Source organism: Streptomyces roseoverticillatus (assembly GCF_000719265.1).
GTDB lineage: Bacteria > Actinomycetota > Actinomycetes > Streptomycetales > Streptomycetaceae > Streptomyces > Streptomyces roseoverticillatus.
Genome location: NZ_JOFL01000003.1, coordinates 146,598 through 171,629, shown reverse-complemented (window position 1 = coordinate 171,629; position 25,032 = coordinate 146,598). Strand labels below are relative to the sequence as shown.

At 75.6% G+C, this 25,032-nt stretch carries 23 protein-coding genes and 1 pseudogene; 9 read left to right on the top strand and 15 right to left on the bottom strand.

The genetic code is table 11. The annotated features are described in order from the left end of the window. Positions 1-13: 13 nt before the first annotated feature. A complete protein-coding gene (locus IF61_RS0104575) occupies positions 14-886 on the bottom strand; it encodes a crotonase/enoyl-CoA hydratase family protein (protein ID WP_078659961.1) in 873 nt (290 codons plus the stop codon). Further along, the gene (locus IF61_RS0104570) at positions 883-2,529 is read right to left on the bottom strand and encodes an acyl-CoA dehydrogenase family protein (RefSeq protein ID WP_030364921.1); all 1,647 of its coding nucleotides are present in this window, start codon (positions 2,527-2,529) and stop codon (positions 883-885) included. Before IF61_RS0104570 ends, IF61_RS0104575 begins: the two co-directional genes overlap by 4 nt. A 127-nt stretch (positions 2,530-2,656) precedes the next feature. On the opposite strand from IF61_RS0104570, the gene IF61_RS0104565 reads away from it, so the two are divergent. The 4 genes from IF61_RS0104565 to IF61_RS0104550 all read left to right on the top strand — a co-directional run bounded on the left by IF61_RS0104565 (position 2,657) and on the right by IF61_RS0104550 (position 6,306). Next, positions 2,657-3,406, top strand: a complete 750-nt coding sequence (locus IF61_RS0104565; RefSeq protein ID WP_030364920.1) for a PaaX family transcriptional regulator C-terminal domain-containing protein — start codon at positions 2,657-2,659, stop codon at positions 3,404-3,406. Between the two features lie 154 nt (positions 3,407-3,560). Next, positions 3,561-4,259, top strand: coding sequence for a response regulator transcription factor (locus tag IF61_RS0104560; protein WP_030364919.1), 699 nt, complete (start codon positions 3,561-3,563; stop codon positions 4,257-4,259). Then, on the top strand, positions 4,256-5,755 hold the full coding sequence (locus IF61_RS0104555) for an ATP-binding protein (RefSeq protein WP_052392391.1): 1,500 nt from the start codon (positions 4,256-4,258) through the stop codon (positions 5,753-5,755). Before IF61_RS0104560 ends, IF61_RS0104555 begins: the two co-directional genes overlap by 4 nt. Then, complete coding sequence (locus tag IF61_RS0104550) at positions 5,752-6,306, top strand: hypothetical protein (RefSeq protein WP_052392390.1); 555 nt, start codon at positions 5,752-5,754, stop codon at positions 6,304-6,306. The genes IF61_RS0104555 and IF61_RS0104550 overlap by 4 nt, the downstream gene beginning before the upstream one ends. On the opposite strand, the pseudogene IF61_RS33895 reads toward IF61_RS0104550, so the two are convergent. From IF61_RS33895 to IF61_RS0104520, 6 genes and pseudogenes are all read right to left on the bottom strand, one after another. Beyond that, a pseudogene (locus tag IF61_RS33895) lies at positions 6,202-6,904 on the bottom strand (HAD family hydrolase); the annotation flags it as partial. The gene IF61_RS0104550 and the pseudogene IF61_RS33895 sit on opposite strands and share 105 nt — an antisense overlap. A gap of 209 nt (positions 6,905-7,113) precedes the next feature. Next, positions 7,114-7,620 carry a MarR family winged helix-turn-helix transcriptional regulator gene (locus IF61_RS0104540; RefSeq protein WP_030364915.1) on the bottom strand — a complete coding sequence of 169 codons (507 nt, stop codon included), beginning with the start codon at positions 7,618-7,620 and terminating at the stop codon, positions 7,114-7,116. 71 nt (positions 7,621-7,691) lie between these two features. Continuing rightward, on the bottom strand, positions 7,692-9,293 hold the full coding sequence (locus IF61_RS0104535; protein ID WP_030364914.1) for an FUSC family protein: 1,602 nt from the start codon (positions 9,291-9,293) through the stop codon (positions 7,692-7,694). 22 nt (positions 9,294-9,315) lie between these two features. Beyond that, a complete protein-coding gene (locus tag IF61_RS0104530; protein WP_030364913.1) occupies positions 9,316-10,338 on the bottom strand; it encodes an acyl-CoA dehydrogenase family protein in 1,023 nt (340 codons plus the stop codon). A 67-nt stretch (positions 10,339-10,405) separates the two neighbouring features. After that, complete coding sequence (locus tag IF61_RS0104525) at positions 10,406-11,632, bottom strand: acyl-CoA dehydrogenase family protein (RefSeq protein ID WP_078659960.1); 1,227 nt, start codon at positions 11,630-11,632, stop codon at positions 10,406-10,408. Next, a complete protein-coding gene (locus tag IF61_RS0104520; RefSeq protein WP_030364911.1) occupies positions 11,632-12,486 on the bottom strand; it encodes an enoyl-CoA hydratase in 855 nt (284 codons plus the stop codon). The genes IF61_RS0104525 and IF61_RS0104520 overlap by 1 nt, the downstream gene beginning before the upstream one ends. Before the next feature lie 135 nt (positions 12,487-12,621). Between IF61_RS0104520 and IF61_RS0104515 the strand changes: the two genes are divergently transcribed. Genes IF61_RS0104515 through IF61_RS0104505 form a run of 3 tightly spaced genes read left to right on the top strand, consistent with a single transcriptional unit; the run spans position 12,622 to position 15,249 of the window. Next, positions 12,622-13,434, top strand: coding sequence for an SDR family oxidoreductase (locus IF61_RS0104515; protein WP_052392389.1), 813 nt, complete (start codon positions 12,622-12,624; stop codon positions 13,432-13,434). A gap of 14 nt (positions 13,435-13,448) precedes the next feature. Next, positions 13,449-14,063: a TetR/AcrR family transcriptional regulator gene (locus IF61_RS0104510; protein ID WP_030364909.1), complete on the top strand. Its 615-nt coding sequence runs from the start codon at positions 13,449-13,451 to the stop codon at positions 14,061-14,063. Positions 14,064-14,091: 28 nt separating this feature from the next. Further along, complete coding sequence (locus IF61_RS0104505; RefSeq protein WP_030364908.1) at positions 14,092-15,249, top strand: acetyl-CoA C-acetyltransferase; 1,158 nt, start codon at positions 14,092-14,094, stop codon at positions 15,247-15,249. 92 nt (positions 15,250-15,341) lie between these two features. Here the strand turns inward: IF61_RS0104505 and IF61_RS0104500 are convergent, their stop codons facing one another. Genes IF61_RS0104500 through IF61_RS0104485 form a run of 4 tightly spaced genes read right to left on the bottom strand, consistent with a single transcriptional unit; the run spans position 15,342 to position 18,848 of the window. Beyond that, on the bottom strand, positions 15,342-16,403 hold the full coding sequence (locus IF61_RS0104500) for an NAD(P)H-dependent flavin oxidoreductase (RefSeq protein ID WP_030364907.1): 1,062 nt from the start codon (positions 16,401-16,403) through the stop codon (positions 15,342-15,344). Then, positions 16,400-17,161: a CoA-transferase subunit beta gene (locus IF61_RS0104495; RefSeq protein WP_030364906.1), complete on the bottom strand. Its 762-nt coding sequence runs from the start codon at positions 17,159-17,161 to the stop codon at positions 16,400-16,402. The genes IF61_RS0104500 and IF61_RS0104495 overlap by 4 nt, the downstream gene beginning before the upstream one ends. Beyond that, on the bottom strand, positions 17,158-18,006 hold the full coding sequence (locus IF61_RS0104490; protein WP_030364905.1) for a CoA transferase subunit A: 849 nt from the start codon (positions 18,004-18,006) through the stop codon (positions 17,158-17,160). The genes IF61_RS0104495 and IF61_RS0104490 overlap by 4 nt, the downstream gene beginning before the upstream one ends. A 53-nt stretch (positions 18,007-18,059) precedes the next feature. Continuing rightward, entirely contained in the window at positions 18,060-18,848 is a 789-nt protein-coding gene (locus IF61_RS0104485; RefSeq protein ID WP_030364904.1) for an enoyl-CoA hydratase family protein, read from the bottom strand. A gap of 91 nt (positions 18,849-18,939) precedes the next feature. On the opposite strand from IF61_RS0104485, the gene IF61_RS0104480 reads away from it, so the two are divergent. Together IF61_RS0104480 and IF61_RS0104475 are read left to right on the top strand one after the other, a co-directional pair. Then, positions 18,940-19,734 carry an SDR family oxidoreductase gene (locus tag IF61_RS0104480; protein ID WP_030364903.1) on the top strand — a complete coding sequence of 265 codons (795 nt, stop codon included), beginning with the start codon at positions 18,940-18,942 and terminating at the stop codon, positions 19,732-19,734. Continuing rightward, entirely contained in the window at positions 19,731-20,618 is an 888-nt protein-coding gene (locus IF61_RS0104475) for an SDR family oxidoreductase (RefSeq protein ID WP_030364902.1), read from the top strand. Before IF61_RS0104480 ends, IF61_RS0104475 begins: the two co-directional genes overlap by 4 nt. Positions 20,619-20,771: 153 nt before the next feature. On the opposite strand, the gene IF61_RS0104470 is transcribed toward IF61_RS0104475, so the two are convergent. From IF61_RS0104470 to IF61_RS0104460, 3 genes are read right to left on the bottom strand one after another with little or no spacing between them, the layout of a single operon-like run. After that, complete coding sequence (locus tag IF61_RS0104470; RefSeq protein ID WP_030364901.1) at positions 20,772-21,647, bottom strand: ABC transporter permease; 876 nt, start codon at positions 21,645-21,647, stop codon at positions 20,772-20,774. Continuing rightward, entirely contained in the window at positions 21,644-24,367 is a 2,724-nt protein-coding gene (locus tag IF61_RS0104465) for an alpha/beta fold hydrolase (protein ID WP_030364900.1), read from the bottom strand. Before IF61_RS0104465 ends, IF61_RS0104470 begins: the two co-directional genes overlap by 4 nt. A 60-nt stretch (positions 24,368-24,427) precedes the next feature. Further along, positions 24,428-25,003, bottom strand: coding sequence for a DUF1697 domain-containing protein (locus IF61_RS0104460; RefSeq protein ID WP_078659959.1), 576 nt, complete (start codon positions 25,001-25,003; stop codon positions 24,428-24,430). Positions 25,004-25,032 lie beyond the last annotated feature (29 nt).

Sequence of the window (25,032 nt, the reverse complement as noted above, 5' to 3'; positions counted from 1 at the left end):
AGAACTGTGTGTTTTATGTGCGGGATTCACCCGGCAAGAAGGACGAACGGGGCGGAGGAGCGAAGCCCCCGTGCCGGCCCGCGCCGGCGGCGAAGCGCGCCGCTCCCTCGGCGGCTCCGGCCAACGAATCCTTGCCGTGGGCGAATTCGGCAGCCATCGCCGCCTCCTCGCCGAGGCCCTCCTGGCCGAGGACGGAGGCCCGGTCGCCGCGCAGGCAGTCCTGGGGGAAGCGGGCGATCTCCGCGGCCAGCCGTTCCGCGGCGGCACGGGCCGTGCCCGTGGGGACGACGCGGTCGGCGAGCCCCATCGCGTACGCCTCGGGGGCCGGGACCGGGCGGCCCGTCAGCACCATGTCCAGGGCGCGGCCCGTGCCGACCAGGCGGGGCAGGCGGACCGTGCCGCCGTCGATCAGCGGCACGCCCCAGCGGCGGCAGAAGACCCCGAAGACGGCGTCCTCCTCGGCAACCCGCAGGTCGCACCAGAGCGCGAGCTCCAGGCCGCCCGCGACGGCGTGCCCGCTGACCGCCGCGACGACCGGCTTCGGCAGCCGCATCCGTGTGGGCCCCATCGGGCCGTCGCCGCCGGGCTCCACCCGGTTGCCGCGCTCGCTGCCGAACGCCTTCAGGTCGGCTCCGGCGCAGAACGTGCCGCCCTCGCCCCACAGCACCGCGACGAGGGCCTCGTCGTCGGCCTCGAAGGAGCGGAAGGCGTCGGCGAGCAGGCGCGCGGTCGGCCCGTCGACGGCGTTGCGGACGTCCGGCCGGGACAGGATGACGGTGGTGACGGGGCCGCGGCGTTCGGTACGGACCGCCGGGGGACGCCCGCCGGAGGAGCGACTGCCCGCTCCCGCGGGGCCGTTCCGCCCCGCGCCCCCGTCCGCCGTCACCGCTCGGCCTTCGGCGCGGCGCGGTCGAGGATCTGCCCCAGGTCCGCCCCCGGCGGCAGCGTGCCGAAGGCGTGGCCCCACTCCCCGTCCAGGCGGGAGGCGCAGAAGGCGTCGGCCACGGCAGGGGTGCTGTACCGGACCAGCAGGCTGCCCTGGAGGACGAGGGTGAGCTGCTCGGCGAGGCGCCTGGCCAGGAGCTGGGCGCGGCCGGGGTCGCCGAGCGAACCGAGCAGGTCCCGTACGCGCGCGGCCGCGGCGTCGAGCCGGGCGTCCGCGCCCGCCGCGGCGCCGACCTCGGCGAAGTAGGCGTCCAGGGCGGCCGGTTCCTTGGCGAGCGCGCGCAGCACGTCGAGGGCGGCGACGTTGCCCGAGCCCTCCCAGATGGACAGCAGCGGGGCCTCGCGGTAGAGCCGCGGCATGCCGGACTCCTCGACGTAGCCGTTGCCGCCCAGGCACTCCAGCGCCTCGGCCGCGTGCGTGCTGCCGCGCTTGCAGACCCAGTACTTCCCGGCGGCGAGCGCGAGCCGGCGCAGCGCGCCCTCGGCGGCGTCGCCCGCCACCGAGCGGTCGACCGCCGCCGCCAGCCGCATCGCGAGGACCGTCGCGGCCTCCGACTCCACGGCGAGGTCGGCCAGGACGTTGCGCATCAGCGGCTGGTCGATCAGCTCCGCCCCGAACGCCTTGCGGTGCGCCGTGTGGTGCAGGGCCTGCCGCAGGCCCGCGCGCATGCCGGCCGCGGAGCCGAGGACGCAGTCGAGCCGGGTCATGTTCACCATCTCGACGATCGTGCGCACCCCGCGGCCCGGCTCGCCGACCGGCCAGGCCACGGCCTGTTCGTACTCGATCTCGGCCGAGGCGTTGGAGCGGTTGCCGAGCTTGTCCTTGAGGCGCTGCAGGCGCATGGCGTTGCGGGTGCCGTCGGGCAGGACGCGCGGCATCAGGAAGCAGGTGAGCCCCTCCTCGGCCTGCGCGAGGACGAGGAAGACGTCGCTCATCGGCGCGGAAGTGAACCACTTGTGGCCGGTGATGACGTACGAGCCGTCGCCCGCCGGCACGGCCGTGGTGGTGTTGGCGCGGACGTCCGAGCCGCCCTGCTTCTCCGTCATCGACATGCCCGCGATCAGGCCCTGCTTGCCGAGCGGGGGGCGCAGCCCGTAGTCGTACGTGCGGGAGGCCAGCAGCGGCTCGTAGGCGGCGGCGAGCTCCGGCTGGGCGCGGAGCGCGGGGACGGCGGCGTACGTCATCGAGACCGGGCAGCCGTGGCCGGGCTCGGCCTGGGCCCACGCGTAGAACTTCGCCGCCCGCACCAAGTGCGCGCCGGGGCGGGGATCGGCCCAGGGGGCGGCGTGCTGACCGCTCGCCACGGCGGCGGCCATCAGCCGGTGCCAGGCGGGGTGGAACTCGACCTCGTCGATGCGGTGGCCGTACCGGTCGTGGGTGCGCAGCACCGGCGGGTGCGCCTCGGCCAGGCGCGCCCAGTCCTGCACCTCCTCCGACCCGGCCCGCGCGCCCAGCTCGCGGACCCCGGCCTCGCCCCACGCGCCGCCGTCGCGGCGCAGCGCCTCCAGCAGGGCGGGGTCGTCGGCGGTGGTGAAGCCGGTCAGGGGCGGGGCCTGGTTGAAGACTTCGTGCGTGGCGCTCACGGCGACCTCCTGCGGTGGCGGCATTACACTTTCATGATGCGTGATCCGAGACCGTAATGGATAGACCGTGAGGGGCGGCAGGCGGGGCGGTGGGTAGGTTGGGGCGGTGGGTAGGTTGGGGCCGGTCATGGACGAATCCCTTTCGCTGCGCCCCCTGACCGCGCGCTCGGTCGTACTCTCCACGCTCCTGGGGCACCACCCGCCCGCTCTGCCCGCCCGCGCCCTCGTCCGCGTGGGGGAGCTCTTCGGGACCGCGGAGGGCACGGTGCGGACGGCCCTGACCCGGATGGTCGCGGCGGGGGACCTGGAGCAGCACGACGGCACCTACCGGCTCACCGACCGGCTCGTCGCCCGCCAGGCCCGCCAGGACGACAGCAGGGCGCCCCGCACCGTGTGCTGGGAGGGCGACTGGGAGATCGCCGTCGTCACGGCCGACCGCCGCTCCGCGCCCGACCGCGCCGCCTTCCGGCAGGCCATGGCCGCGCTCCGGCTCGGCGAGCTCCGCGAGGGCTGCTGGATGCGCCCGGCCAACCTCCTGCGGGAGCCGCGGGACCGGCCGCCGGTCGTCACGGCCCAGTGCGCGCTGTTCACCGGCGCCCCGGAGGGCGATCCGGCGGCCCTCGCGGCGGCCCTGTGGGACCTGGACGGCTGGGCCGCCCGGGCCCGGGCCCTGGAGGCCGCCCTCCGCGAGGACCGCACGGCGGACCTCGCCGGGCGCTTCACGGTCTCGGCCGCCGTCCTCCGCCACCTCCTGGCGGACCCGGTCCTGCCGGAGGCCCTGCTCCCGGCGGACTGGCCGGGGGAGGGGCTGCGGCGCCGCTACGAGGCGTTCGACCGGGACTTCCGGGCCCTGCTGCGGCAGCACATCGGCATCTGACCGGCGGCCGCCGCAGGAACGGGAAACGGTCGGGAAACGGTCGGGAAGCGGCCCGGGAAGTGGTGCGGGAGGGGAATGTGAGCACTCTGTGACAGATCTGCCGATCGGGGGCCCTGCTGCGCACGAGTGTGCGGAAGGGAACGATACTGTCCGCATGTCACGGGTGCTGCTGATCGAGGACGACCGCGCGGTACGGGAAGGCGTCTCCCTCACCCTGCGCCGCCGCGGCCACGAGGTGGAGGGCGCGGCCACCGGCGAGGCCGGGCTCGCCGCCATGGAGACCTTCCGCCCCGACCTCGTCCTGCTCGACCTCATGCTGCCCGACAAGAGCGGCTTCGAGGTGTGCCGCCGCATCCGCGCCACCCAGCAGATCCCGATCATCATGCTCACCGCGCGCGGCGACGACATAGACGTCGTCCTCGGGCTGGAGGCCGGCGCCGACGACTACATCGTCAAGCCCGCCCGCGGCGAGGTTCTGGAGGCCCGGATCCGGGCCGTGCTGCGCCGCGCCGCCCCCGGCGACGGCGGACCGGACCCGGCCGCCCTGCAGCCCGTGGAGATCCACGGCGACCTGACCATCGACCGCAAGGGCCTCCTCGTCGCCAAGCACGGCCAGGACCTGCCGCTCGCACCCTCCGAGATGAAGCTGCTGCTGTACCTGTCCGCCACCCCGGGCCGCGTCTTCAGCCGCCAGCAGCTCCTGGAGCACGTGTGGGAGCACAGCTACCACGGGGACGCCCGCCTCGTGGACGCGTGCGTGATGCGGCTGCGCACCAAGGTCGAGGAATCCACCCGGTCGCCGAAGTACATCCAGACCGTCCGCGGCTTCGGCTACCGCTTCGGACCCCTGTGAGCCGGCCCGCCTTCCTGCGCCGGCCCGTCCTGCGCCGCCCCGCCTTCCGCCGCCCGTCCCTGCGCGCCGTCGCCGCCGGCCTCCGCGCCCGCCTCGTGCTCGCGTTCCTCTTGGTCGCCGCGCTCAGCGCGCTCACCACGGCCGCCCTGACCTTCCGCGAGGCCCGCACGGCCATCCTCAAGCGCACCCAGGACACGGCCATCGAGGCGCTGCGCTCCCAGGTCAACTCGCAGGTCCCCGACTACACCTTCCCGCTGTCCCAGCAGTCCCTCCAGGACCTCCAGCACCGGCTGAACGCGGCGGGCAGCGCCCAGCGCTGGACCATCCAGCTGCGCTACCGGGGCGGCGGGCTCACGCCCGGCGGCAACCCCAGGCGAATCCCGCAGGGCGTCCAGGAGAAGGTCCGCGCGGGCATCCCCGCCTTCCAGCGCCTCGACAGCGGCGGCGAACCGTGGCTCGCCATCGGCCTGCCCGTCACCTACCGCGGCACCAGCGAGGACTCCGGCCTGGAGGTGTACGCGCAGATGCCGCTCCGCGAGGACGAGGCGAACGTCCAGGCCCTGGTCAAGGCCGCCCAGAGCGGCGCCCTGCCCGCCGTCGCCCTGGCCGCCGTGCCCGCCCTGATCGCCGCGCGCGGCGTGCTGCGGCCCGTGCGAGAGCTGCGCCGCGCCTCCCGCAAGCTCGCCGCCGGCGAGCTCGACACCCGCCTCAAGGTCACCGGCCGCGACGAACTCGCCGACCTCTCCCGCACCTTCAACGACATGGCCGAGGCCCTGGAGGAGAACGTCGCCGAACTGCGCCGCATGGAGGCCAACTCGCGGCGCTTCGCCGCCGACGTCTCGCACGAGCTGCGCACCCCCCTGGCCGCGATGACCGCCGTCGTCGACGTCCTCGACGAGGACGCCGCCACCCTCGACCCCGACACCGCCTACGCCGTCCGCCTCATCAGCGAGGAGACCGGCAAGCTCGCCCGTATGGTCGAGGACCTGATGGAGATCTCCCGCTTCGACGCGGGCGCCGCCGCCCTCCACCTGGACGAGGTCGACGTCTCCGAGACGATCCGCAAGACCGTCCAGGCCCGCGGCTGGCAGGACAAGGTCGCCGCCGACCTGCCCGAGGGCGTCCGCGCCCGGCTGGACCCGCGCCGCATCGACGTCGTCGTCGCCAACCTCGTGGGCAACGCCCTCAAGCACGGCGGCGAACCGGTGGACGTCGCGGTCCGGGTGGCCCACGGCGAGGAGGGCCGGCGCCTGCTGATCGAGATCGCCGACCGCGGCGAGGGCATCGACCCCGACGTGCTCCCGCACGTCTTCGAGCGGTTCTTCAAGGCCGACTCCTCCCGCGCCCGCTCCGAGGGCAGCGGCCTCGGCCTCGCGATCACCCTGGAGAACGTACGCCTGCACGACGGGACCGTGCGGGCCGCCAACCGACCCGGAGGAGGCGCGGTGTTCACGGTGGAGCTGCCGCTGCGGCAGGGCGGGGGCGAGCCGGCATGACGGCACGGCGACTGCGGCGCGCCGCCCTGGCCACCGCGCTGCTGACCGCTCTCGCGGGCTGCGGCGTGACGACCACCGACGTCATCGACGTGGGCCAGCCCGCGACGGGCGCCAAGCGGCAGGGAGAGGCCAACGCGGCGGAGGCGAAGCTCTACTTCATGTCGCCCACCGGCGTGACGCAGGTGACCCGCCAGGCCAAGGCCAAGCTCGGCGCGGAGGACGCCATCGTGCTCCTGCTGGAGGGGCCGGACGAGGACCAGCGGATCCGGGGCCTGTACTCCGACGTGCCCAAGATGAAGGGCGAGGTGCACGTCACCACCGGTACGCTGCGGGTGAGCATCCAGATGCCGTACAACGTCCTCAAGCTCTCGCCGGTCGCCCGGAGCCAGTTCGTGTGCACCGCGGCCGCCAACGAGGTGCCGCGCGGGCGGCAGATCCACGACGTGAAGGTCGAGCTCAGCGGCGGCGGGCTCGTGATCTCGGACCTCGTCTGCGACAGCAACAACGCCTTCCCCGCGGCCAAGCTGCCGACGCCGGCCCCGTCGCCCTGACGCGGCCAGCCGCTTGACGACGTCCACCTTGTCCCGCGGCGTGACCTCGGCGATCACCTCGCCGATGCCCACCTCGGCGACGGCCTTGTTGTCGCCGGTGAGCAGGATCGGCGCGAGGCCGAGCGCGCGGAGCCGCCGGACGGCCTCGGCGCTGGTGTCCTTGACCGCGTCCGCGACCTCTGGGACGGCGCGGGCCTCGCCGTCCCAGGCGACCAGGACCGCGGTGCGGCCCGCGGCCTCCTGCGCCTCGCGCAACTCGCCGGGCAGCGCCATCGCCCTCCCCCTGGGCCTCCGGCAAGCTCCGGCCACGGCCACGGCCACGGTCACGGCGGTCGGTGAACGCGGCGGTCGGCCCGGCTCCGGTCGCGAGCCGGAACCCGAGCGTGCCGAGCGCCAGGGCGATGACGACGGGGACGAAGACGGCGGAGATGCGGTCGGCGAGCCGCCGGGCCGCCGCCTCGCCGTTCCGGGCGTCCTCGACGAGCTTCGCCATCCGGGCCAGCTGCGTGTCCGCGCCGACCCGGCCGGCCTCCACGACGAGGCGGCCGCCCGCGTTGAGGGTCGCGCCGGTGGCCGGGCCGCCCGCGCCGGCCTCGACCCCTGGGGTGTATTTCGCGCAAGGTGCGGGGAAGGGCCGCAGCCGTACCTCCAGGGGGTACGGGCTGCGAAAGAAATGAGGGGTGCGATCCGGAGCGCCGGCTGCGGAAGAAGTCGCCCCGCCGCAACGGCGCGAAGCCGCAGCGGCGAGGGCCTGCGGCATGCGTGGCCACCGTGATGGGTGGGCTCGCCGTCATCCGCCGGAACGGCTCAGGGCTGAAGGCCGCCCAGCCGTCCCTCCAGCAGGACGAGCAGTTCGGCGAGCGTCTCCGCCAGCTCGGTCCGGCGCTCCCCGCCGAGCCCCTCCAGCAGCGCGTTCTCGTAGCTCAGCTGATGCGGGATCAGGCGGTCGATGAGCTCCCGGCCCCCCTCCGTCAGGGAGAGATGGGACATGCGCCGGTCCCGCTCGTCGGCGCGGCGCGCGACCAGCTCGCGCGCTTCGAGCACCCGCAGCCGCTTGGTCACCGCGGCCCCCGACGCGAAGGTCTCCCGGGCGATCTGGCCCGGCGTCAGCTCCCGGCCCGTGCGCCGCAGGGTGCCGAGGATGTCGAACTCCGCGCGCGTCAGCCCCTCCCGCACCAGCGGGGCGTCCGTGGCCTGCTGGAGCAGCGCCGCACAGCGGTTGAGCCTGCCGATCACGGCCATCGGCGCGGTGTCGAGTCCGGGGTGGACCTGCTGCCACTGCCGCAGCACGCGCGCGACGATGTCCTCGGTCACGGTGGTGATCCTTTCCAGTCGGTGCTCCGGGTAGATTCTGCCGCCCCGCCGGTGCCCGTCCGGAAGGAGGCTCAGAACGCCGCCGCGCCACCGGGGGCGTGCCCCCGTACGAGCGAGGCCAGCGCCCGGTGGCCGTCGCGCTCGGCACGCGCCACCCGCTCCCCGGGCGGGGTCCGCCGCCACTCGCCTGCGGCGGTGTCGGCAGCCTCCCGCAGCTCGACGAGGGCAGCCGCGAGCCGGTCGCGGGCCCTCTCGCGGTCCCGGTCGGCACCGGCGGGCACGGCGAGGGCCGCGGCGCGCGCCCCGTCCACCCGGGCCGCGGCGGCCTCGACCCGGTCCGCCGCCCGCCGGTTGCCGACCAGCGCGCAGGCGAGCAGGCCCGTCGCCGCGCCGACGAGCGTATCGGTCCAGCGGTCGCCGACGAGCTCCCGGGCGGGGTGGCTGCCACCGAATTCGGTCAGCAGCAGGGCCATCGGGGTGACGCAGACCGTGCCGAGCCAGTAGTTGCGGGAGATGAGCGCCTCGGCGCCCGCCTGCAGGGCGAGCGCGGTCAGCACCATGGCCACGGCGCCGGCGCGGACCACCGGCACGAGCGTGGCGAAGAGCAGCACGCCGAGGAGGTTGCCCAGGGTGCGCTGCAGCGCACGGTGCCAGGACAGTGCGGAGTTGGCCTGAACGACGGAGGCGGCCGTGACCACGGCCCAGTAGGGGTGCCCGACGCCGCAGGCGAGTGACGCCCAGCCGGCGAGGGCGGAGCCGGTCAGGACGCGGACGCCGGCGGGAAGGTGCGGGCGCAGCCGGGGAGGGGGCAGGGGCAGTGCGCCCGGGCCGGGTGCGGCGGGGGCGTCCCCGGGCAGGGAGCGGCCCTTGCGCAGGTCCCGCGCCCAGGCTTCCCAGCGGCCGGCGTCCGGGGCGATGCCAGGCGTGGTGTCCTGCGCGGCGTTCGGGGGTGCCGGCCGGGCGTGGCCGCCCTGTGCGTCCGGCTCCATGCGGGCGAGTCCGCCGTGCACGTGGGCGCGCACCTGCGCGGGCGCCCGCAGCAGTGCCTGCCAGGCGGCGTGCCGGGCGCGGGGAGCGGCCGCCGCGTCCGCGCGCACTGCGCGCGCCGCGGCTTCCAGCGCGCGGGCGGCGGCGATCCGGTCGGGCCCGTACGGCCGGACGAGGGCGGGCGCCATGCAGACCAGCCACGCCCAGAGCCCGCAGGCCAGCGTCAGCCCGAGGTGGAGCGGCAGGCCGGCGGCCCGCTGCGGTACGAAGCACGCCGACGCCGAGACGAAGGTGAGCACGATGTTGCCGGGCGGGCCCGTACGGGCGGCGTCGCAGACCGTCTTCTGCACGGCCGCGAGCGCCGCGGCGACCAGGACGAGCACGGCGGGGGAGCGCGTGAGGGCCGCGGCGACCAGGCCCGTGCCGACGCCCGCCGTCATGCCGAGCACCACGAGGGCGAGGGCCCGGGCGCGGTCGGCGTACGGCCGGTCGTGGCCGTACAGCGCGCACAGGGCCCCGGCGGAGGTGTACAGCGCGAGGTCCAGCCGGCCGGCCGCGAGCAGGGCGGCGTCCGGCACGGCCATGGCCACGACGGCGCTGAGGGCCGACTTGTGCCGGATGTCCGCCGGGCGGCCGAGCCGGAAGGCGGCGTGCAGGGTCCCGGGCAGGGCTGGGCGTTTCACCATGCCCAAGAGATTAGCAAGTGTTTTACTCGCGAAATATATCGAGGGTGCGGGCCCGGCAGCCCGCGGGCGACCCCCATGCGGACCGCAGCGCCCGCGCCTTGCCCAGCCACAGCGACAGGTCGTGCTCCGCGGTATAGCCGATCGCGCCGTGCAGCTGAAGGGCGGCCCGCGCCGCGGCGTAGGCCGCGTCGGACGCGGCCGCCTTCGCCGCGGCGACCTCCGCCGCCGCGCCCGGTGCCCCCGCCGACAGGGCCACGGCGGCCCCGTGCACGAGCGGCCCGGCGAACTCCAGCCCCACGCGCGTGTCCGCCAGCCGGTGTTTGACCGCCTGGAACGCACCGACCGGCGTCCCGAACTGCCGGCGCTGCCGCACGTACGCCACCGTCCGCTCCAGCAGCGCCGACCCCACGCCGAGCAGCTGCGCGGCCGCCGCGAACGCCGCCCAGTCCGCGGCGTGCCGCGCCGCCTCGCGCACCGCCCGCCCGGAGGCCACCGGCTCGGCCCCGCAGCGCGGTATCGCGAGCCACCGCGCCGGGTCCAGGGAGGGCTGCACGGGGCCGTGCCCGGCGGCGAGGAAGAGATCGTCCGTCCCGGCCGGCACCACGAACACCGCGTCGCACACGTCCGCGTCCAGCGCGTACGGACTCCCGCCCGGCGCCCCAGGCAGCGCCGCCGTCACCAGGGCCCCGCCCTCGCACACCCGCGGCAGCCACGCCTGCGCGAGCACGGTCCGGCCCTCCGCGGCCAGCCGCGCCAGCAGCGCCGTCACGGCGACCGTCTCCACGGCCGGGCCGGGCACCGCGTACCGGCCCAGCTCGGTGAACGCCACCGCTACCTCCGCCGGCAGCGGCCCCGCACCCCCGAACGCCTCCGGCACTGCCAGCCCGAACACTCCCGCCCGCGCCACCCGCTCCCACACGGCGAGACCGGGCCCGTGATCACCCCGGGCCCAGGCCCGTACGGCCGCCGGGGTGTCCGCCGCACCCAGCATCCGGCCGAGGACGCGGGCGAAGTCCCGCTGCTCGGTACCGAGGACGAACTTCATGCCGTCTGCTCCCATGAGGCGGTCCGGGGGCCGCGTGCGCGGGCCCTTGCGGTTCCGGGTGCGGCCGTCACGCCGGCCGCTCCCGTACGGCCGGCGGGGTGTCAGCTCCGCCCGGCGGCCCGGCCGCCGGGCGCCGCCCCCTCGGCAGGCCCAGCAGCCGTTCCGCCACGATGTCCCGCTGGATCTCGTTCGTGCCCGCGTAGAGTGGACCCGCCAGGGCGAAGACCCAGCCCTCCGCCCAGGCTCCGTGCGCAGGGGCGTCGTCCGCGGCGGCGGCCAGCTCGCCGTACGGGCCGAGCAGGTCGAGCGCCGTCTCGTGCAGGGCCAGGTCGAGCTCCGACCAGAACAGCTTCGTCAGGCTCGGCTCTGCGCCCCGCGGGCCGCCCGCCGCGCTCGCGCACCCGTACCCGTACAGCTGGTAAGCGCGCGCCCGCACGACCGCGTCCGCCACCCGGTCGCGCAGCGCCGTGTCCCCGGGGTCGGCCGCCGCCCGCCACAGCGCGACGAGCCGGCGCGCGGCGGCCACGTAGCGGCCCGGGCTGCGCAGGGCGAGGCCGCGCTCGCTGCCGGCGGTGCTCATGGCGACGCGCCAGCCGTCGCCGGGCGCGCCCACGACGTCCCGTTCGGGCACGAACACCTCGTCCAGGAAGATCTCCGCGAACGCCGGCCGGCCGTCGAGGCGGGCGACCGGACGCACCGTCACCCCCGGCGCGTCCAGCCCGAACATCGCGTATGTCAGGCCCTCGTGGGGCCGTCCGGGGGCCGGCGGGTGACTGCGGAAGAGCCCGAAGGCCCGGTCGGCGAACGCGGCCCGCGAGGACCACGCCTTCTGCCCGCTCAAGCGCCACCCGCCGGCCGCCGGCACGGCCACCGACCGTAAGGACGCGAGGTCCGAGCCGGCCCCGGGCTCGGACCACGCCTGCGCCCACACCGTCTCCCCGCTCGCCATCGCGGGCAGGATCCGGGCGCGCTGCTCCTCTGTGCCGTGCTCGAAGAGCGTCGGTGCGAGCAGGCCGATGCCGTTCTGCGAGACCCGGGCGGGCGCGCCGGCCGCCCAGTACTCCTCCTCGAAGACGAGCCACTCCAGGAACGACCGGCCACGGCCCCCGTACGCGGGCGGCCAGGAGACGGCCGACCAGCGTCCCGCGTGCAACGTCCGCTCCCACGCGCGGTGTCCGGCGAAGCCCTCCCGGGTCTCCAGCGAGGGGAGCGGCGTGCGCGGCACGTGCGCGGCGAGCCAGGCACGGGCCTCCGCGCGGAACGCCTCCTCCCCGGGGGTGAAGTCCAGGTCCATCAGGCCCCGCCCGCTTCCGTCCCCGCCTTCATCGCGCGGATGTCCATGCCGCCGAGAGGGTCGGCGGCCGTCTCGGCGTTGTGCGCGTGCGCGAGGTGGTGCAGGGCGAACGCCGCGTCGAGGCCGCCGTGCAGGCCCTGGAGGTCCTCGGCCTGGTTGACCGCGCGCTTGGCGAGGGCGAGGCCCATGCGCGGCATCGCGGCGACCCGCTCGGCGAGTTCGAGAGTGCGCGCGGCGAGCTGCTCGCGCGGCACGACGCGGTTGACCATGCCGAGCTCGTGGGCGCGCCGCGCGGTCATCCGGTCGCCCGTGTAGAGGAGCTCCTTCGCGACGCGCGGCGGCAGCACCCACGGGTGCGCGAAGTACTCCACGCCGGGGATGCCCATCCGCACCACCGGATCGGCGAAGAAGGCGTCCTCGCTCGCGACGATCAGGTCGCAGACCCAGGCCAGCATCAGCCCGCCCGCCACGCAGGCGCCCTGCACCGCGGCGATCACCGGCTTGGGCAGTTCGCGCCAGCGGCGGCACATGCCCAGGTAGACCTCGGACTCGCGCGCGAACCGGCTCTCCGCGCCCGCCTTGCCGCAGTGGTCCCACCACAGGCCCGCCCGGCGGTCGAACGGCAGGTGGGCATCGCGCCCGGGCGTGCCGATGTCGTGGCCGGACGAGAAGTGCGCGCCCGCACCCGCGAGGACGATCACCTTGACGGCGTCGTCGGCCGACGCCTCGTAGAAGGCCCCGTCCAGGGCGTACGTCATCGCGGAGTTCTGGGCGTTGCGGTAGGCGGGCCGGTTCATGGTGACCGTCGCGACGGGGCCGCTGCGTTCGTAGCGCACCACGGGGTCAGCGGCCATCGCGGGGTCGGCGGTCTTCGCAGGGGCAGGGGTGATCGCAGGGGCAGGGGTGATCGCAGGGTCAGCGGCCCGTACAGGGTCAGTGGTCATCAACCATCCTTCCCTAACAAGTGTTTGGTAGGTTAACGTACGGTCATGAGCAGCGTCGAGGAGTCCACCGCTGTCCGGCCCGGCCCGCCGTCCTGTCCTCCCGCTCACGACCTGCTGTCCGGCCGCACCGCCGTCATCACCGCCGCGGCCGGCGCCGGGATAGGCGCCGCGACCGCCCGCCGGTTCCTGGAGGAGGGCGCCCGCGTCGTGCTCGGCGACCGGCACGCCCGCAGGCTGCGCGTCGCCGTGGCCGCCCTGAGCGAGGAGTTCGGCGGCCGGCAGGTCGCCGGCCTGCCGTGCGACGTCACCGACGAGGAGCAGGTCGCGGCCCTGTTCGAGCTGGCCGAGGAGCGGCACGGCGCCCTCGACGTCGTCGTCAACAACGCGGGCCTCGGCGGCACCGCGGAGCTCACCGCCATGACCGACGACCAGTGGGACGCCGTCGTCGGCACCACCCTCGGCGGCACCTTCCGCTGCACCCGCGCCGCCCTGCGCCGGATGCGCGCCCGCGGCACCGGCGTCGTCGTCAACAACGCCTCCGTCGCCGGCTGGCGCGCCCAGCACGGGCAGGCCCACTACGCCGCGGCCAAGGCCGGCGTCATGGCGCTCACGCGCTGCGCCGCGGTGGAGGCCGCGGCCTACGGCGTGCGCGTCAACGCCGTCGCGCCGAGCCTCGCCCTCCACCCCCACCTCTCCAAGGTCACCACCCCGGAGCTGCTGGACGAGCTGGTGCGGCGCGAGGCGTTCGGGCGGGCCGCCGAGCCCTGGGAGGTCGCCAACGTCATCGTCTTCCTCGCCAGCGGCTACTCCTCGTACATGACCGGCGAGACGGTCTCCGTCAGCAGCCAGCGCGCGTGACCGACAATGGACCCGTGCCGAACAGCAAGAAGACCGCCACCGAGCGGCCCGCGCCCGAGCGGCGCGGCGAACTCCTCGCGACCGCCGCCGAGGTGTTCGCCGCGCACGGCTACAACGCCACCACCGTGCGGCGCATCGCCGACGAGGCCGGGCTCCTCGCCGGGAGCCTCTACTACCACTTCGACTCCAAGGAGTCGATGCTGGACGAGATCCTGTCGACCTTCCTCGACGAGCTGTGGGACGGCTACGACGCGGTGCTCGCCGCCCGCCTCGGCCCCCGGGAGACCCTGGAGGCCCTGGTCACCGAGTCCTTCCGGGAGATCGACCGGCACCGCCCCGCCGTCGCCATCTACCAGCGCGAGTCCCGCCACCTCGCCCTGCAGCCGCGCTTCGCCTACCTCGCCGAGTCCCAGCGCAGGTTCGAGCAGGCCTGGCTCGGCACCCTGCGCCGCGGCGCGGCGGCCGGCGTCTTCCGCGCCGACCTCGACGTCCGGCTCGCCTACCGCTTCGTGCGCGACACCGTGTGGGTCGCCGCGTCCTGGTACCGGCCGGGCGGCGCGCACAGCCCCGAGGAGATCGCCCGTCAGTACTTGTCGATGGTGCTGGAGGGCATCGCCGTACGCGAATGACCCCAGGGACACCGAGGAGCGATCAGCCATGGCCGAGGCGTACATCGTCGGAGCGGTCCGCACCCCCGTCGGCCGGCGCGGCGGCGGCCTCTCCGCCGCCCACCCCGCCGACCTCGGCGCGCACGTCCTGCGCGCCCTGATGGAACGCACGGGCGCCGACCCGGCCGCCGTCGAGGACGTGATCCTCGGCTGCCTGGACACGGTCGGCCCCCAGGCCGGGGACATCGCCCGGACGAGCTGGCTGGCCGCCGGGCTGCCCGAGGAGGTCCCCGGCGTCACCGTCGACCGGCAGTGCGGCTCCGGGCAGCAGGCCGTCCACTTCGCCGCCCAGGCCGTCCTCTCCGGCACCCAGGACCTCGTCGTCGCCGGCGGCGTCCAGAACATGTCGCAGATCCCCATCGCCTACGCCGTCCACCGGGCAGCCGTGCCGCTCGGCCTCACCCAGGGGCCGTTCGCCGGCTCGGAGGGCTGGCGGGCGCGCTACGGCGACCGGCCCGTCAGCCAGTTCCACGGCGCCGAGCTCATCGCCCGCCAGTGGGACATCGGCCGGCCGGCCATGGAGGAGTACGCGCTGCTCTCGCACCGGCGGGCCGTGCGCGCCGCCGACGAGGGCCGCTTCGACCGCGAACTCGCCCCGTACGGCGGGCTGACCGCCGACGAGGGGCCCCGCAGGGACACCTCCCTGGAGAAGATGGCCGCGCTCAAGCCCGTCGTGGAAGGCGGCCGGCTCACGGCCGCCCTCTCCTCGCAGATCTCCGACGGCGCGGCCGCCCTGCTGCTCGCGAGCGAGCGCGCCGTGCGCGACCACGGGCTGACCCCGCGCGCCCGCATCCACCACCTGTCCGTACGCGGCGAGGACCCTATCCGCATGCTGACCGCGCCCATCCCGGCCACCGCCCACGCCCTGAAGAGGGCCGGGCTGACGATCGGGGACATCGACCTCGTCGAGATCAACGAGGCCTTCGCCTCCGTCGTCCTGGCCTGGCTCCGCGAGACCGGCGCCGACCCGCAGAAGGTCAACGTCAACGGCGGCGCCATCGCATTGGGCCACCCCCTCGGCGCGACGGGCGCCAAGTTGCTGACGACGCTGCTCCACGAACTGGAGCGCACGGGCGGCCGCTACGGCCTGCAGACGATGTGCGAGGGCGGCGGCCAGGCGAACGTGACGGTCATCGAGCGGCTCTGAGCCGTACGGCCGGCCCGGCCACGGGTCATCCGGGGGAGCGGTGCGGCCCGCGCGGCTCAGCCGGCGGTGTCGTGCCGTACGGCCGGCCCGGCTCAGCCGGCGGCGCCGCGGCCCCCGAGCGCCGCCAGCACCTCCTCCGCCTCCGCCATCACGCGCTCCACCAGCCCGGCGCACGTCGGCAGGTCGTCGATCGCCCCGGCGACCTGCCCCGCGGCCATCACCCCCAGATCCGTACGCCCGTCCACCATCGCGGCCTTCAGCAGCACGGGCGTGCTCGCCGCCAGCAGGACCTGACTCCATGTCAACTCGCGACCGTGCCGCATCGCCAGGCCGTCCCGCACCAGCGCCGGCCAGCCCATCCCCGACAGCGCCCGGAACGACGCCGCGTGCCGCAGCGCCCGGACGAGCCCGCCCAGCCGGCCCGAGCGCTCCAGGCCCGCGACGAAGGGCGTGCGCAGCATCCGGTGGGGGAGGCCGTCGACCTTCGTCGTGACCACGACGTCCCGCACCGTCGCCGCGAGGTACGCCGCCTTGACCGCGTCCGGCACCGTGCTGTCGGCGGTCAGCAGGAAGCGCGTGCCCATGGCGACCCCCGCGGCGCCCAGCGCCAGGGCCGCCACCAGGCCGCGCCCGTCGCGGAAGCCGCCCGCCGCGACGACCGGGATGCCCACCGCGTCCACCACCTGCGGCAGCAGGACGGTCGTCGCGACCTCCCCCGTGTGGCCGCCGCCCTCACCGCCCTGCACCACGACCGCGTCCGCGCCCCACGCCGCGACCTTCTCCGCGTGGCGCCGCGCGCCCACGGACGGGACGACGAGCACCCCCGCGTCCTTGAGCCGGGCGATCAGCTCCCGGGACGGCGCCAGCGCGAACGACGCGACCCGCACCCCCTCCTCGATCAGGATGTCCACGCGCTCCCGGGCATCGCCCGCGTCCGCCCGCAGATTGACCCCGAAGGGCTGCCCCGCGGTACGGGAGCGCACCTTCCTGATCGCGGCCCTGAGAGCGTCCGGCGTCATGGTCGCCGAGCCGAGGACGCCGAGGGCGCCCGCGTTCGCCACGGCCGACACCAGCCGCGGGCCCGCGACCCAGCCCATGCCCGTCTGGACGAGCGGATGCCGGACACCCACCAGATCGGTCAGGGCCGTCCTCATCCCCGTACCTCCCGCGCGCGCAGCCCGTCCGGGTCGATGACCTCCCGGATCAGCCGCAGTTCCTCGGCGGAGGGAAGGCGGGTGAGCGGCACGTCGCGGGGGACCTCCAGGGGGAAGCCCGTGGCCGCGCGCAGCTCGGCGGCCGTCACTCCGGGGTGCAGCGAGCGGACCCGCATCGTGCGGCCGGGCGTCTCGAAGTCGAGCACCGCCAGGTCCGTGACCACGCGCGGGATGCGGTGGAAGCGCGTCGCCGAGGGCCCCGCGGCGGCAGCCCGGTCGTAGCCGACGCCGCTCACCATGTCGACCTTCTCGACGAGCACGCGCGGCGAGTGCCGGGGGATCCAGTAACTGGTGGGGTTGTTGAGGGTGTTGGCCGGTGCCCCGCGGACGCCCAGGAGCTGCCGGACGGGCCGCCGCCAGTCGCCGATGCACGAGATGTTCTGGTTGCCGTACCGGTCGAGCTGGGCCGCTCCCATCATCACGTGCCGCCGCCCGCCCGTGACCAGCGCCAGATGCCGGCGGTACGGCAGCCACCCCTCCACCGCCCGGGCCTTCGCGCCCAGCGCGGGCACATCCGCGACCAGCATCGCCTCCCCGTCCGTGAGCAGCAGGTCCGGGGCGAAGGTGAGCCGGGCCAGCCGCGCCCCGATCGCCGGGACCACTCCCATGGGGGCAGCCAGCACCTCCCCGTCGCCGCGCCACGCCTCCGCGCACGCCACGACGCACACCTCAGCCCGGCCCGCCCGCCCGGCGCTCACGCCGCGCTCCCGGCGAAGTCGGCGACCGCGGCCCGGTAGGCGTCCTCGTCGCCGGACAGGAAGCGGGCGGTGAACTCCCGCCAGGCCGACGGATCGGCCGCCGCTGCCGCGTACGCCGCCTGGAACGCCTCGTCCCGGTCGTAGTCCGGGACGCAGGAGGTGAAGTGCGCCCCGCCCGGCGCCTCTATCACGCCGGTGACGCAGTGCCGCTGCACGAGGAGCGTCTGCGGGCCGGCGCTCCTGGTGAACTCGGTGCTGTCGACTACGTGTTCGCAGGAGACGTACGCCTCGCGCGCCGCCTCGCAGAACAGGTCGTCGAAGTACGGGTCCGGGCCCAGGTACTGGGCGTTGCCGCGCGCGTCCGCCCGGTTGAGGTGCACCAGGGCCGCGTCCAGGGTGAGCGCCGGGACGGCGACGAGCTCCTCGCCGTCCCCGTAAGGGGACGTCACGGTACGGAGCCAGGGGTTGACCGTCATGACGTCCGAGCCGAGGCCGGCGCGGACGGGCAGGAACGGCAGCCGGTGCGCGGCGGCCGTCAGGCCCCACATGAACATCGCCTCGTCGAGCTCGACCAGTTCGACCTCCCCGCGCTGGCGGGCGGCGCGGAAGTGCGGTTCCAGCGGGATCGAGTCGAGCGTCGCGAAGGCGGCGACCAGCTTGCGGACCCGCCCGGCGGCCACCAGCAGGCCGACGTCCGGGCCGCCGTAGGAGACCACGGTGAGGTCGCCGACGTCCGAGCGCAGCAGGGCCCGGACGAGGGCCATGGGCTTGCGCCGGGAGCCCCAGCCGCCGATGCCGACGGTCATGCCGCTCGCGAGGCGGGCGACGGCTTCGTCGGCGGTCATGGTCTTGTCCGCCCTCGTCGTCCTGTCCGCGGGTATCGTCCTGTCGCCGCCGGTCACGGGGCCTCCCTCTCCTTCTCCTGCCGTTCCTTCTCCTGCTCCCTCTCCGGCTGCGCGAACGCCTCGCGCAGGCGGTTCCCCACGCCGCTCAGGCCCGCCTCGAAGGTGAAGCCCTGCTCGTAGCGGTAGCTGCGGCGCACGTCGACCGGGTCGATGCCGTTGAGCGCGGCCTTCGCCAGCCGCAGCAGCGCGCCGTCCTTCGCGGCGATCTCCCGCGCCAGCTCCAGGGCGGCCGCGCGCAGCCCCGCGCGCGGGACGACGCGCCAGACGGATCCGTGGCGGTGCAGCTCCTGCGCGGTGACCGTGCGCGAGGTGAAGTAGAGCGTGCGCATGAGGTGCTGGGGGACGAGCCGGGCCAGGTGCGTCGCGGCGCCGAGCGCCCCGCGGTCCAGCTCGGGCAGGCCGAACACGGCGTCCTCCGAGGCGACGACGGCGTCCGCGTTGCCCGCCAGGCCGACCCCGCCGCCCAGGCAGAAGCCGTGCACGGCGGCGATCAACGGCACCGGGCAGTCGTAGACCGCCGAAAAGGCGGCCGCACAGCCGTGGTTGGCGCCGATCAGGGCCTCGTGGCCGGGGGAGCGCCGGATCTCCTTGAGGTCCACGCCGGCGTTGAAGCCGCGGCCCGCGGCCTCCAGCACGACGCAGCGGACCGCGGGGTCGGCGCCCGCCGCGCCCACCGCGGCCGCCAGGTCGTACCAGCCCTGCACGGGCAGGGCGTTGACGGGCGGGAAGTCCACGGTGACGACGGCGACGGCCGGTTCGGGGCGTGAGGTGGAGACACTCATCGGAGGATCCGCTACCTTTCCACCAAACGTTTGTTAGGTAGTGCTGTGGTTCGAAGGTAGCAGCGGACGACCCGCCGTGGGAGGTGGCACCATGCCGGCCGGTACGGGGCACACGGAATCGCGCACCGTCGTCGTCACCGGCGGCACGCGCGGCGTGGGCGCGGGCATCGCGCGGGCCTTCCTGCGCACCGGCGCGCGCGTCGTCGTCTGCGCCCGCCGGCCGCCGGACCGGCCCGTCACCGCCGCCGGGCGCACCGCCCGCCACCTGCCCGCCGACCTGCGCGACACGGCCGCCGTCACCGCCCTCTTCGACCGCGTGGCGGCGGAGTACGGGCGGCTCGACGTCCTCGTGAACAACGCGGGCGGCACGCCCTTCCGGCTGCTGGGCGCGGCGGACGCGGACCGGCACGCCCGGGTCATCGGCTTGAACCTCGTCGCACCGCTGACGGCGTCCCTCGCCGCGTACCCCCTGATGCGCGAACAGCCCGGCGGCGGCTGCATCCTGATGGTCGGCAGCGTCAGCGGCACCCGGCCCTCGCCCGGTACCGCCGCCTACGGAGCGGCCAAGGCCGGGCTGCACGGCCTCGCGCGCACCATGGCCGTCGAATGGGCGCCCGCCGTCCGCGTCAACACCCTCGTCCCCGGCATGGTGCGCACCGAGTCCACCCGCCTCCACTACGGGGACGAGGCCGGGCTCGCCGCCGTCGCCCGCACCGTGCCCGCCGGACGGCTCGCCGAGCCCGACGAGATCGGCGCCGCCGCCGTCTTCCTCGCCTCCGCCGACGCCGCCCACATCACCGGGGCCGAACTGCTCGTCCACGGCGGCGGGGAACGCCCGGCCTTCCTCGCCGCCGCCACCGTCAACCACGAGGAGCCGCCCGCATGACCGGAATCTGCACCGGGCGCGTCGCCGCCGTCACCGGAGCCGGCCGCGGCCTCGGCCGGGCCCACGCGCTCGCCTTCGCGGCGGAGGGGGCGCGGGTCGTCGTCAACGAAACGGAGCCCTCGGCCGGCGAGGCGCGCGGCGTGGTGGAGGAGATCCGCGGCCGGGGCGGCGACGCCGTCCCGCACCTCGGCGACATCTCCACGGACGAGGGCGCGGCCTCCCTCGTCGCCGCGGCCCTCGGCGCCTACGGGCGGCTCGACACGCTCGTCAACAACGCCGGCATCCTGCGCGACCGGAGACTCGTCCACCTCGGCGAGGACGACTGGGACGCCGTCGTCGCCGTCCACCTCAAAGGCCACTTCCTGCCGCTGCGGCACGCCGCCGCGCACTGGCGCGCGGAACACAAGGCGGGGCGGTCGCCGCGGGCGCGCGTCGTCAACACCACGTCCGGGGCCGGGCTGCTCGGCAGCGTCGGACAGGCCAACTACGCCGCCGCGAAGGCGGGCGTCGTCGCCCTGACGCTCGTCGCCGCCGCCGAACTGGGCCGCTACGGCGTCCAGGTCAACGCCGTCGCCCCGGCCGCCCGCACCCGGATGACCGAGCGGGTGTTCGCGGCGGCCATGGCCGCGCCCGCCGCCGGCTTCGACGCCATGGCCCCCGGCAACGTCTCCCCGCTCGTCGTCTGGCTCGGCTCGGCCGACGCGACCGGGGTCACCGGCCAGGTCTTCGCCGCCGAAGCCGGCCGCATCACCGTCATGGAGGGCTGGCACCCGGGCCCGGCCACCGACAAGGGCGACCGCTGGACGCCACGGGAGGCGGGGGAGGCGGTACGGGGGCTGCTGGCGGGGGCGCGGAAGCCGGGGGCGGTGTACGGAGCGGGGTGACCCCGGGCTCGCCGGGGGCTGGGGGCTCGCCCCCGGAGACGCTGAAAGGGCGGGGCCGGGGCACCTTCTCCCGCCGCGCCGGCGCTCAGCCCCTACCGGGGAATCCGGCGGTGCCGGACCGTTCTGTCACGGCCCGTGGCGTCGAACCGTCCGTCAGGACACGACGTCCTTCCCCCGGAAGTGCCGGAACGCCAGAGCGAACAGCACCAGCGCGTACGCCACCGACACCGCCGTCCCCTTCACCATCCCGCCCCACTCCAGCCGCGGCTGCAACGCATCCGCCCACGCGAACTGCCAGTGCGCCGGCAGGAAGTCCCGCCAGTGCCCCAGCGCCGTCACCGCGTCCAGGACGTTCCCGACGATCGTCAGGCCGACCGCGCCGCCCACCGCGCCCAGCGGCGCGTCCGTGACCGTCGAGAGCCAGAACGCCAGCCCGGCCGTCACCAGCTGCCCCACGAAGACGAACGCGACGACGATCGCGAGCCGCCCCACGGCGGTGGTGCCCGGCAGCGAACCGCCCGTGGGGATCTGCAGCGGCCCCCAGCCATACACGGCCGTGCCCGCGGCCAGGGCCACCACCGGCAGCAGCACCATCGCCGCCGCGCTGAACGCCAGCGCGACCGTCAGCTTGCTGACGAGGAGCCGCGTCCGCGGCACCGGCGCCGCCAGCAGGTAGCGCAGCGACGACCAGCCGGCCTCGGACGCCACCGTGTCGCCGCAGAACAGCGCGACCGGCACCACCAGCAGGAAGCCCGCCGAGACGAACAGGCACGTCGCCGTGAAGTTCACCCCGGACGCCGTGGCCGTGTCGATGAGGGTGACCCGCCCGTTGCGCCCGCTCGGCTGCCCGCCGATCGCGAACGCCGCGATGAGCACGAACGGCAGGGCGGCGAGCACCGCCCCGACCACCATCGTCCGGCGCCGCCGCAGCTGCCGCACCGCCTCCACGCGCAGCGGCAGCGTGTGCCGCGCCCGGTAGCCGGGAGCGGTCTCGCCGGCCTTCCGCACCTCGTCCACCGCAGCACTCACGACGGGCCTCCGATCAGGGTCAGGAACGCGTCCTCCAGGCGGCGGTGCGGACCCACGCGCGCCACCGGGACCTCCAGCCGCACCAGCTCGGCCAGCAGCTGCGGCGCGGTCGCGCCGTCGAGCCGCACCAGCAGGCCGTCCTCGGCCCGTACCGCCGAGGCCACCCCCGGCAGCGCGGCCACCTTGTCCGCCGTCACGTCGGAGACCTCGCCTTCGACGCCCACGAGCAGTGTGTCGCCCGAGCCGACGATGTCCGTGACGGGACCGGCGGTCACCAGCCGGCCCCGGTCCATGACGACCAGGTGGGAGCAGGTCTGCTCGACCTCGGAGAGGAGGTGGCTGGAGACGATGACGGTCCGGCCGGCCGCCGCGTAGCGGATCATCACCTCGCGCATCTCCCGGATCTGCGGCGGGTCCAGCCCGTTCGTCGGCTCGTCGAGGATCAGCAGGTCCGGCAGCCCCAGCATGGCCTGGGCGATCGCGAGCCGCTGCCGCATGCCCTGCGAGTACGTCCGCACGGCGCGCTCCAGGGCCGGGCCGAGCCCCGCGATCTCCAGCGCCTCGTCGAGGTGCGCGTCCTCGGCCGGCCGGCCCGTGACCTGCCAGTACAGGTCGAGGTTGGCGCGCCCGGACAGGTGCGGCAGGAAGCCGGCGCCCTCCACGAACGCCCCCACCCGCGACAGCACCGGCGCACCCGGCCGCACCGCCTGCCCGAAGACGCGGATCTCGCCGGCGTCCGGGCGGATGAGCCCCATGAGCATGCGCAGCGTCGTGGTCTTGCCGGCGCCGTTCGGCCCCAGCAGCCCCAGGACCTGGCCGCGCTCGACCCGGAACGACAGGTCGCGCACGGCGTACCGGTCGGCGGACTTGGCGTACCGCTTGCTCAGGCCGGTGATCTGCAGCGGCACCCCGGCGAGGGCCGGGTCCGGGGCCGGCGCGGTCACCCGCCGGCGCCCGGTCAGCAGCAGGGCGGCCGCGACGACCGCACCGGCCAGTGGCAGCCCCCACGTCCACCACGGCAGCGCGGACGAGGCCGTCCGCACGTCCGGCGCGGTCGGCACGCTCAGTCCGCCCTCCAGGGAGACGCCGTACGTGGCGGGCGCCGCCGGCGAGGCATAGCCCAGGTCGGTCGCGGCGAGGACGAGCCGCATCCGGTGCCCGGCCTCGAAGGTGTGGTCGACCGCCGGCAGCCGCAGCTCCACCGTCCGGCCGCCCTTCGCGTCCGTCACGCGCACCGGGGCGACGAGCTGCGCGGGCAGCACCTGCTGCCCGTTCGGGCCGACGTCGTAGACCTTGGCGAACAGCACCGCCTCGCCCGTGTCGGACGTGACGTTCACCTTCACCGCCGGCGAACCCGTCACGCGGACGCCCTCGTCCAGGCGCGCCGAGTCGAAGCGGGCGTGCTGGCCGGGGAAGTCGAGCGACAGCCCCAGGCCGAGCCCGGACAGCTGCGACGCCGCGCCCCCGACGCCGGGCACGGCGGAGATCGCCGGCGGCGCCGCCCCCGGCGGGTTGGCGAAGGTCTGCCGGCGCCCGGACAGCCCGACCGTCCGCGGGTCGTTCCGCAGGCCCGGGTAGCTGTCCCCGCTCGCGCCGCGCAGCTGCGCCTTGCCGTCGGTGGTGTCGATGCCGCCCGTCCTGCTGACCCGGAAGGCGGGGCCCGTGCCCGCGCTCTCGTCGCCCTTGAGGTAGCGGTCGAACCACGCGCGCGTGCGCAGAGCGGTCCGGTCGGTCTCGCCGATGCCGGAGTCGTGGCCCCCGGCGATCCAGTCGACGGCGACCGGCGCGCCGCCCTGGCCGATCGCCCCGGCCGCGGCGTCCGCGTGGTCCAGGGGGAAGAGCGAGTCGGTCTGGCCCTGGAAGAACAGCGTCGGCACCTTGATGCGGCCGGCGACCGCGGAGGGGCTGCGGCGCTCCAGCAGCTCGCGGGCCTCCGCGTCCGGCTTGCCGGCCACCGCAACCCGCTCGTACATGTCGCACAGCTGCTTCTCGAACCGCCCGCAGCCGAGCGCCGCGGACGGGGACGCCGGTGCGCCGGGCGGGGCCGCGCCGGCCTTGCCGTTCGACACGGGCCCCGGCGCCGCCGAGCCGGAGGTGAAGAAGATCCCCGACCAGAGCTTCTTGAACACCCCTCCGGGGAAGAGCGCGTCGGCGAGGTTCCAGTACGTGACCTGCGGGGCGATCGCGTCGACGCGCTTGTCGTGACCGGCCGCGAGCAGCGCGATCGCGCCGCCGTACGAGCCGCCCGCGATGCCCGCCCTGGGGTCCTTGTCCCCGTCCAGTTCCACCTCGGGGCGCGTGGCCAGCCAGTCGAGGAGCCGGCTCACGTCGGCGACCTCGCGGTCGGGGTCGTTGAGCCCGATCCGCCCCGTGGAGCGGCCGAAGCCGCGCGCGGACCACGTGAGCACCGCGTAGCCGGAGCGCGCCAGCTCCTCGGCCTGCCCGCGCAGGTCGTCCTTGCTGCCGCCGAAGCCGTGCGCGAGCAGGACGGCCGGCCTGCGGCCCGTACCGCCCGCCGTGAAGAACGACGTGTCGATGCGTACGGAACCGCCACCGCCGGGCGCCTCCGGCAGCGTCATGAAGCGGTCCTCGCGGTGCACGGGCGGATCGCCGCCGGTGCCGGAGGCCACGGCCCAGGTGCCGCCGCCGGCGAGCACGACGGCCGCGGCGGCGGTGGCGGCGAGCCGTCGCCCGCGCAGGCGGGGAAAACGCAGCTTCATGCCCGCATGCTAAGCGGAGACCTCATCCGGCTGAGCCGCGGGCGGGCGGTTGCGCCGGAGTCACTCCCCGGCCGCCGCCGTCTCCTCCGCCTGCTGCGTCTCCTGCGCCATGGCGGCCAGCTTGGTGACCGTGTTCCAGTTGCGCCCGGTGCCCGCCGTGCCCAGGCGGCGCTCCGTCAGCACCTTCGCGAGCTTCGCGTCGCGGATGCCCTCCGCGTAGTACACGTAGAGCTCGCGCCCGGCCAGGACGAACTCCTCCGGCGCGTACGCCGCCGGGTCGACGTCCGCTACGGCGGCGGGATCGGCGGGCCCGGCGAGGAAGGTCACCACGTACCGCGCGGGGTCGACCTCCCGTCCGGCGAACGGATCGGCGTCGACGACACGGCGCATGTCACCCGCATCGCGCACCATGCACGTCACCGCGAAGCCCAGCTCGCGCTCGATCGCCCGTTCCAGCTCCCGGGCCAGCTCGTCCGGATCCGCCCCGGGACGGGTGAACACGGCGTTGCCGCTGTTGAGATGCGTACGGACCGAGCCGCACCCCATACCGGAGAGCAGCTCCCGCAGGGTCTGCATGGGAACACGCTTCTTGCCGCCCACATTGATACCGCGCAGCAGCGCCACATACGTTGTCACACCCTCACCGTAATATGACGCACATCACC

What these genes read in the sequence shown, in the direction of transcription:
- IF61_RS0104475 (WP_030364902.1), top strand. Translation starts at nt 19,731, where the DNA reads ATGACCGGAATCTGCACCGGGCGCGTCGCCGCCGTCACCGGAGCCGGC.
- IF61_RS0104560 (WP_030364919.1), top strand. Translation starts at nt 3,561, where the DNA reads ATGTCACGGGTGCTGCTGATCGAGGACGACCGCGCGGTACGGGAAGGC.
- IF61_RS0104550 (WP_052392390.1), top strand. Translation starts at nt 5,752, where the DNA reads ATGACGGCACGGCGACTGCGGCGCGCCGCCCTGGCCACCGCGCTGCTG.
- IF61_RS0104465 (WP_030364900.1), bottom strand. Translation starts at nt 24,367, where the DNA reads ATGAAGCTGCGTTTTCCCCGCCTGCGCGGGCGACGGCTCGCCGCCACC.
- IF61_RS0104525 (WP_078659960.1), bottom strand. Translation starts at nt 11,632, where the DNA reads ATGGACCTGGACTTCACCCCCGGGGAGGAGGCGTTCCGCGCGGAGGCC.
- IF61_RS0104485 (WP_030364904.1), bottom strand. Translation starts at nt 18,848, where the DNA reads ATGAGTGTCTCCACCTCACGCCCCGAACCGGCCGTCGCCGTCGTCACC.
- IF61_RS0104480 (WP_030364903.1), top strand. Translation starts at nt 18,940, where the DNA reads ATGCCGGCCGGTACGGGGCACACGGAATCGCGCACCGTCGTCGTCACC.
- IF61_RS0104535 (WP_030364914.1), bottom strand. Translation starts at nt 9,293, where the DNA reads ATGGTGAAACGCCCAGCCCTGCCCGGGACCCTGCACGCCGCCTTCCGG.
- IF61_RS0104515 (WP_052392389.1), top strand. Translation starts at nt 12,622, where the DNA reads ATGAGCAGCGTCGAGGAGTCCACCGCTGTCCGGCCCGGCCCGCCGTCC.
- IF61_RS0104500 (WP_030364907.1), bottom strand. Translation starts at nt 16,403, where the DNA reads ATGAGGACGGCCCTGACCGATCTGGTGGGTGTCCGGCATCCGCTCGTC.
- IF61_RS0104490 (WP_030364905.1), bottom strand. Translation starts at nt 18,006, where the DNA reads ATGACCGCCGACGAAGCCGTCGCCCGCCTCGCGAGCGGCATGACCGTC.
- IF61_RS0104530 (WP_030364913.1), bottom strand. Translation starts at nt 10,338, where the DNA reads ATGAAGTTCGTCCTCGGTACCGAGCAGCGGGACTTCGCCCGCGTCCTC.
- IF61_RS0104520 (WP_030364911.1), bottom strand. Translation starts at nt 12,486, where the DNA reads ATGGCCGCTGACCCCGTGGTGCGCTACGAACGCAGCGGCCCCGTCGCG.
- IF61_RS0104505 (WP_030364908.1), top strand. Translation starts at nt 14,092, where the DNA reads ATGGCCGAGGCGTACATCGTCGGAGCGGTCCGCACCCCCGTCGGCCGG.
- IF61_RS0104565 (WP_030364920.1), top strand. Translation starts at nt 2,657, where the DNA reads ATGGACGAATCCCTTTCGCTGCGCCCCCTGACCGCGCGCTCGGTCGTA.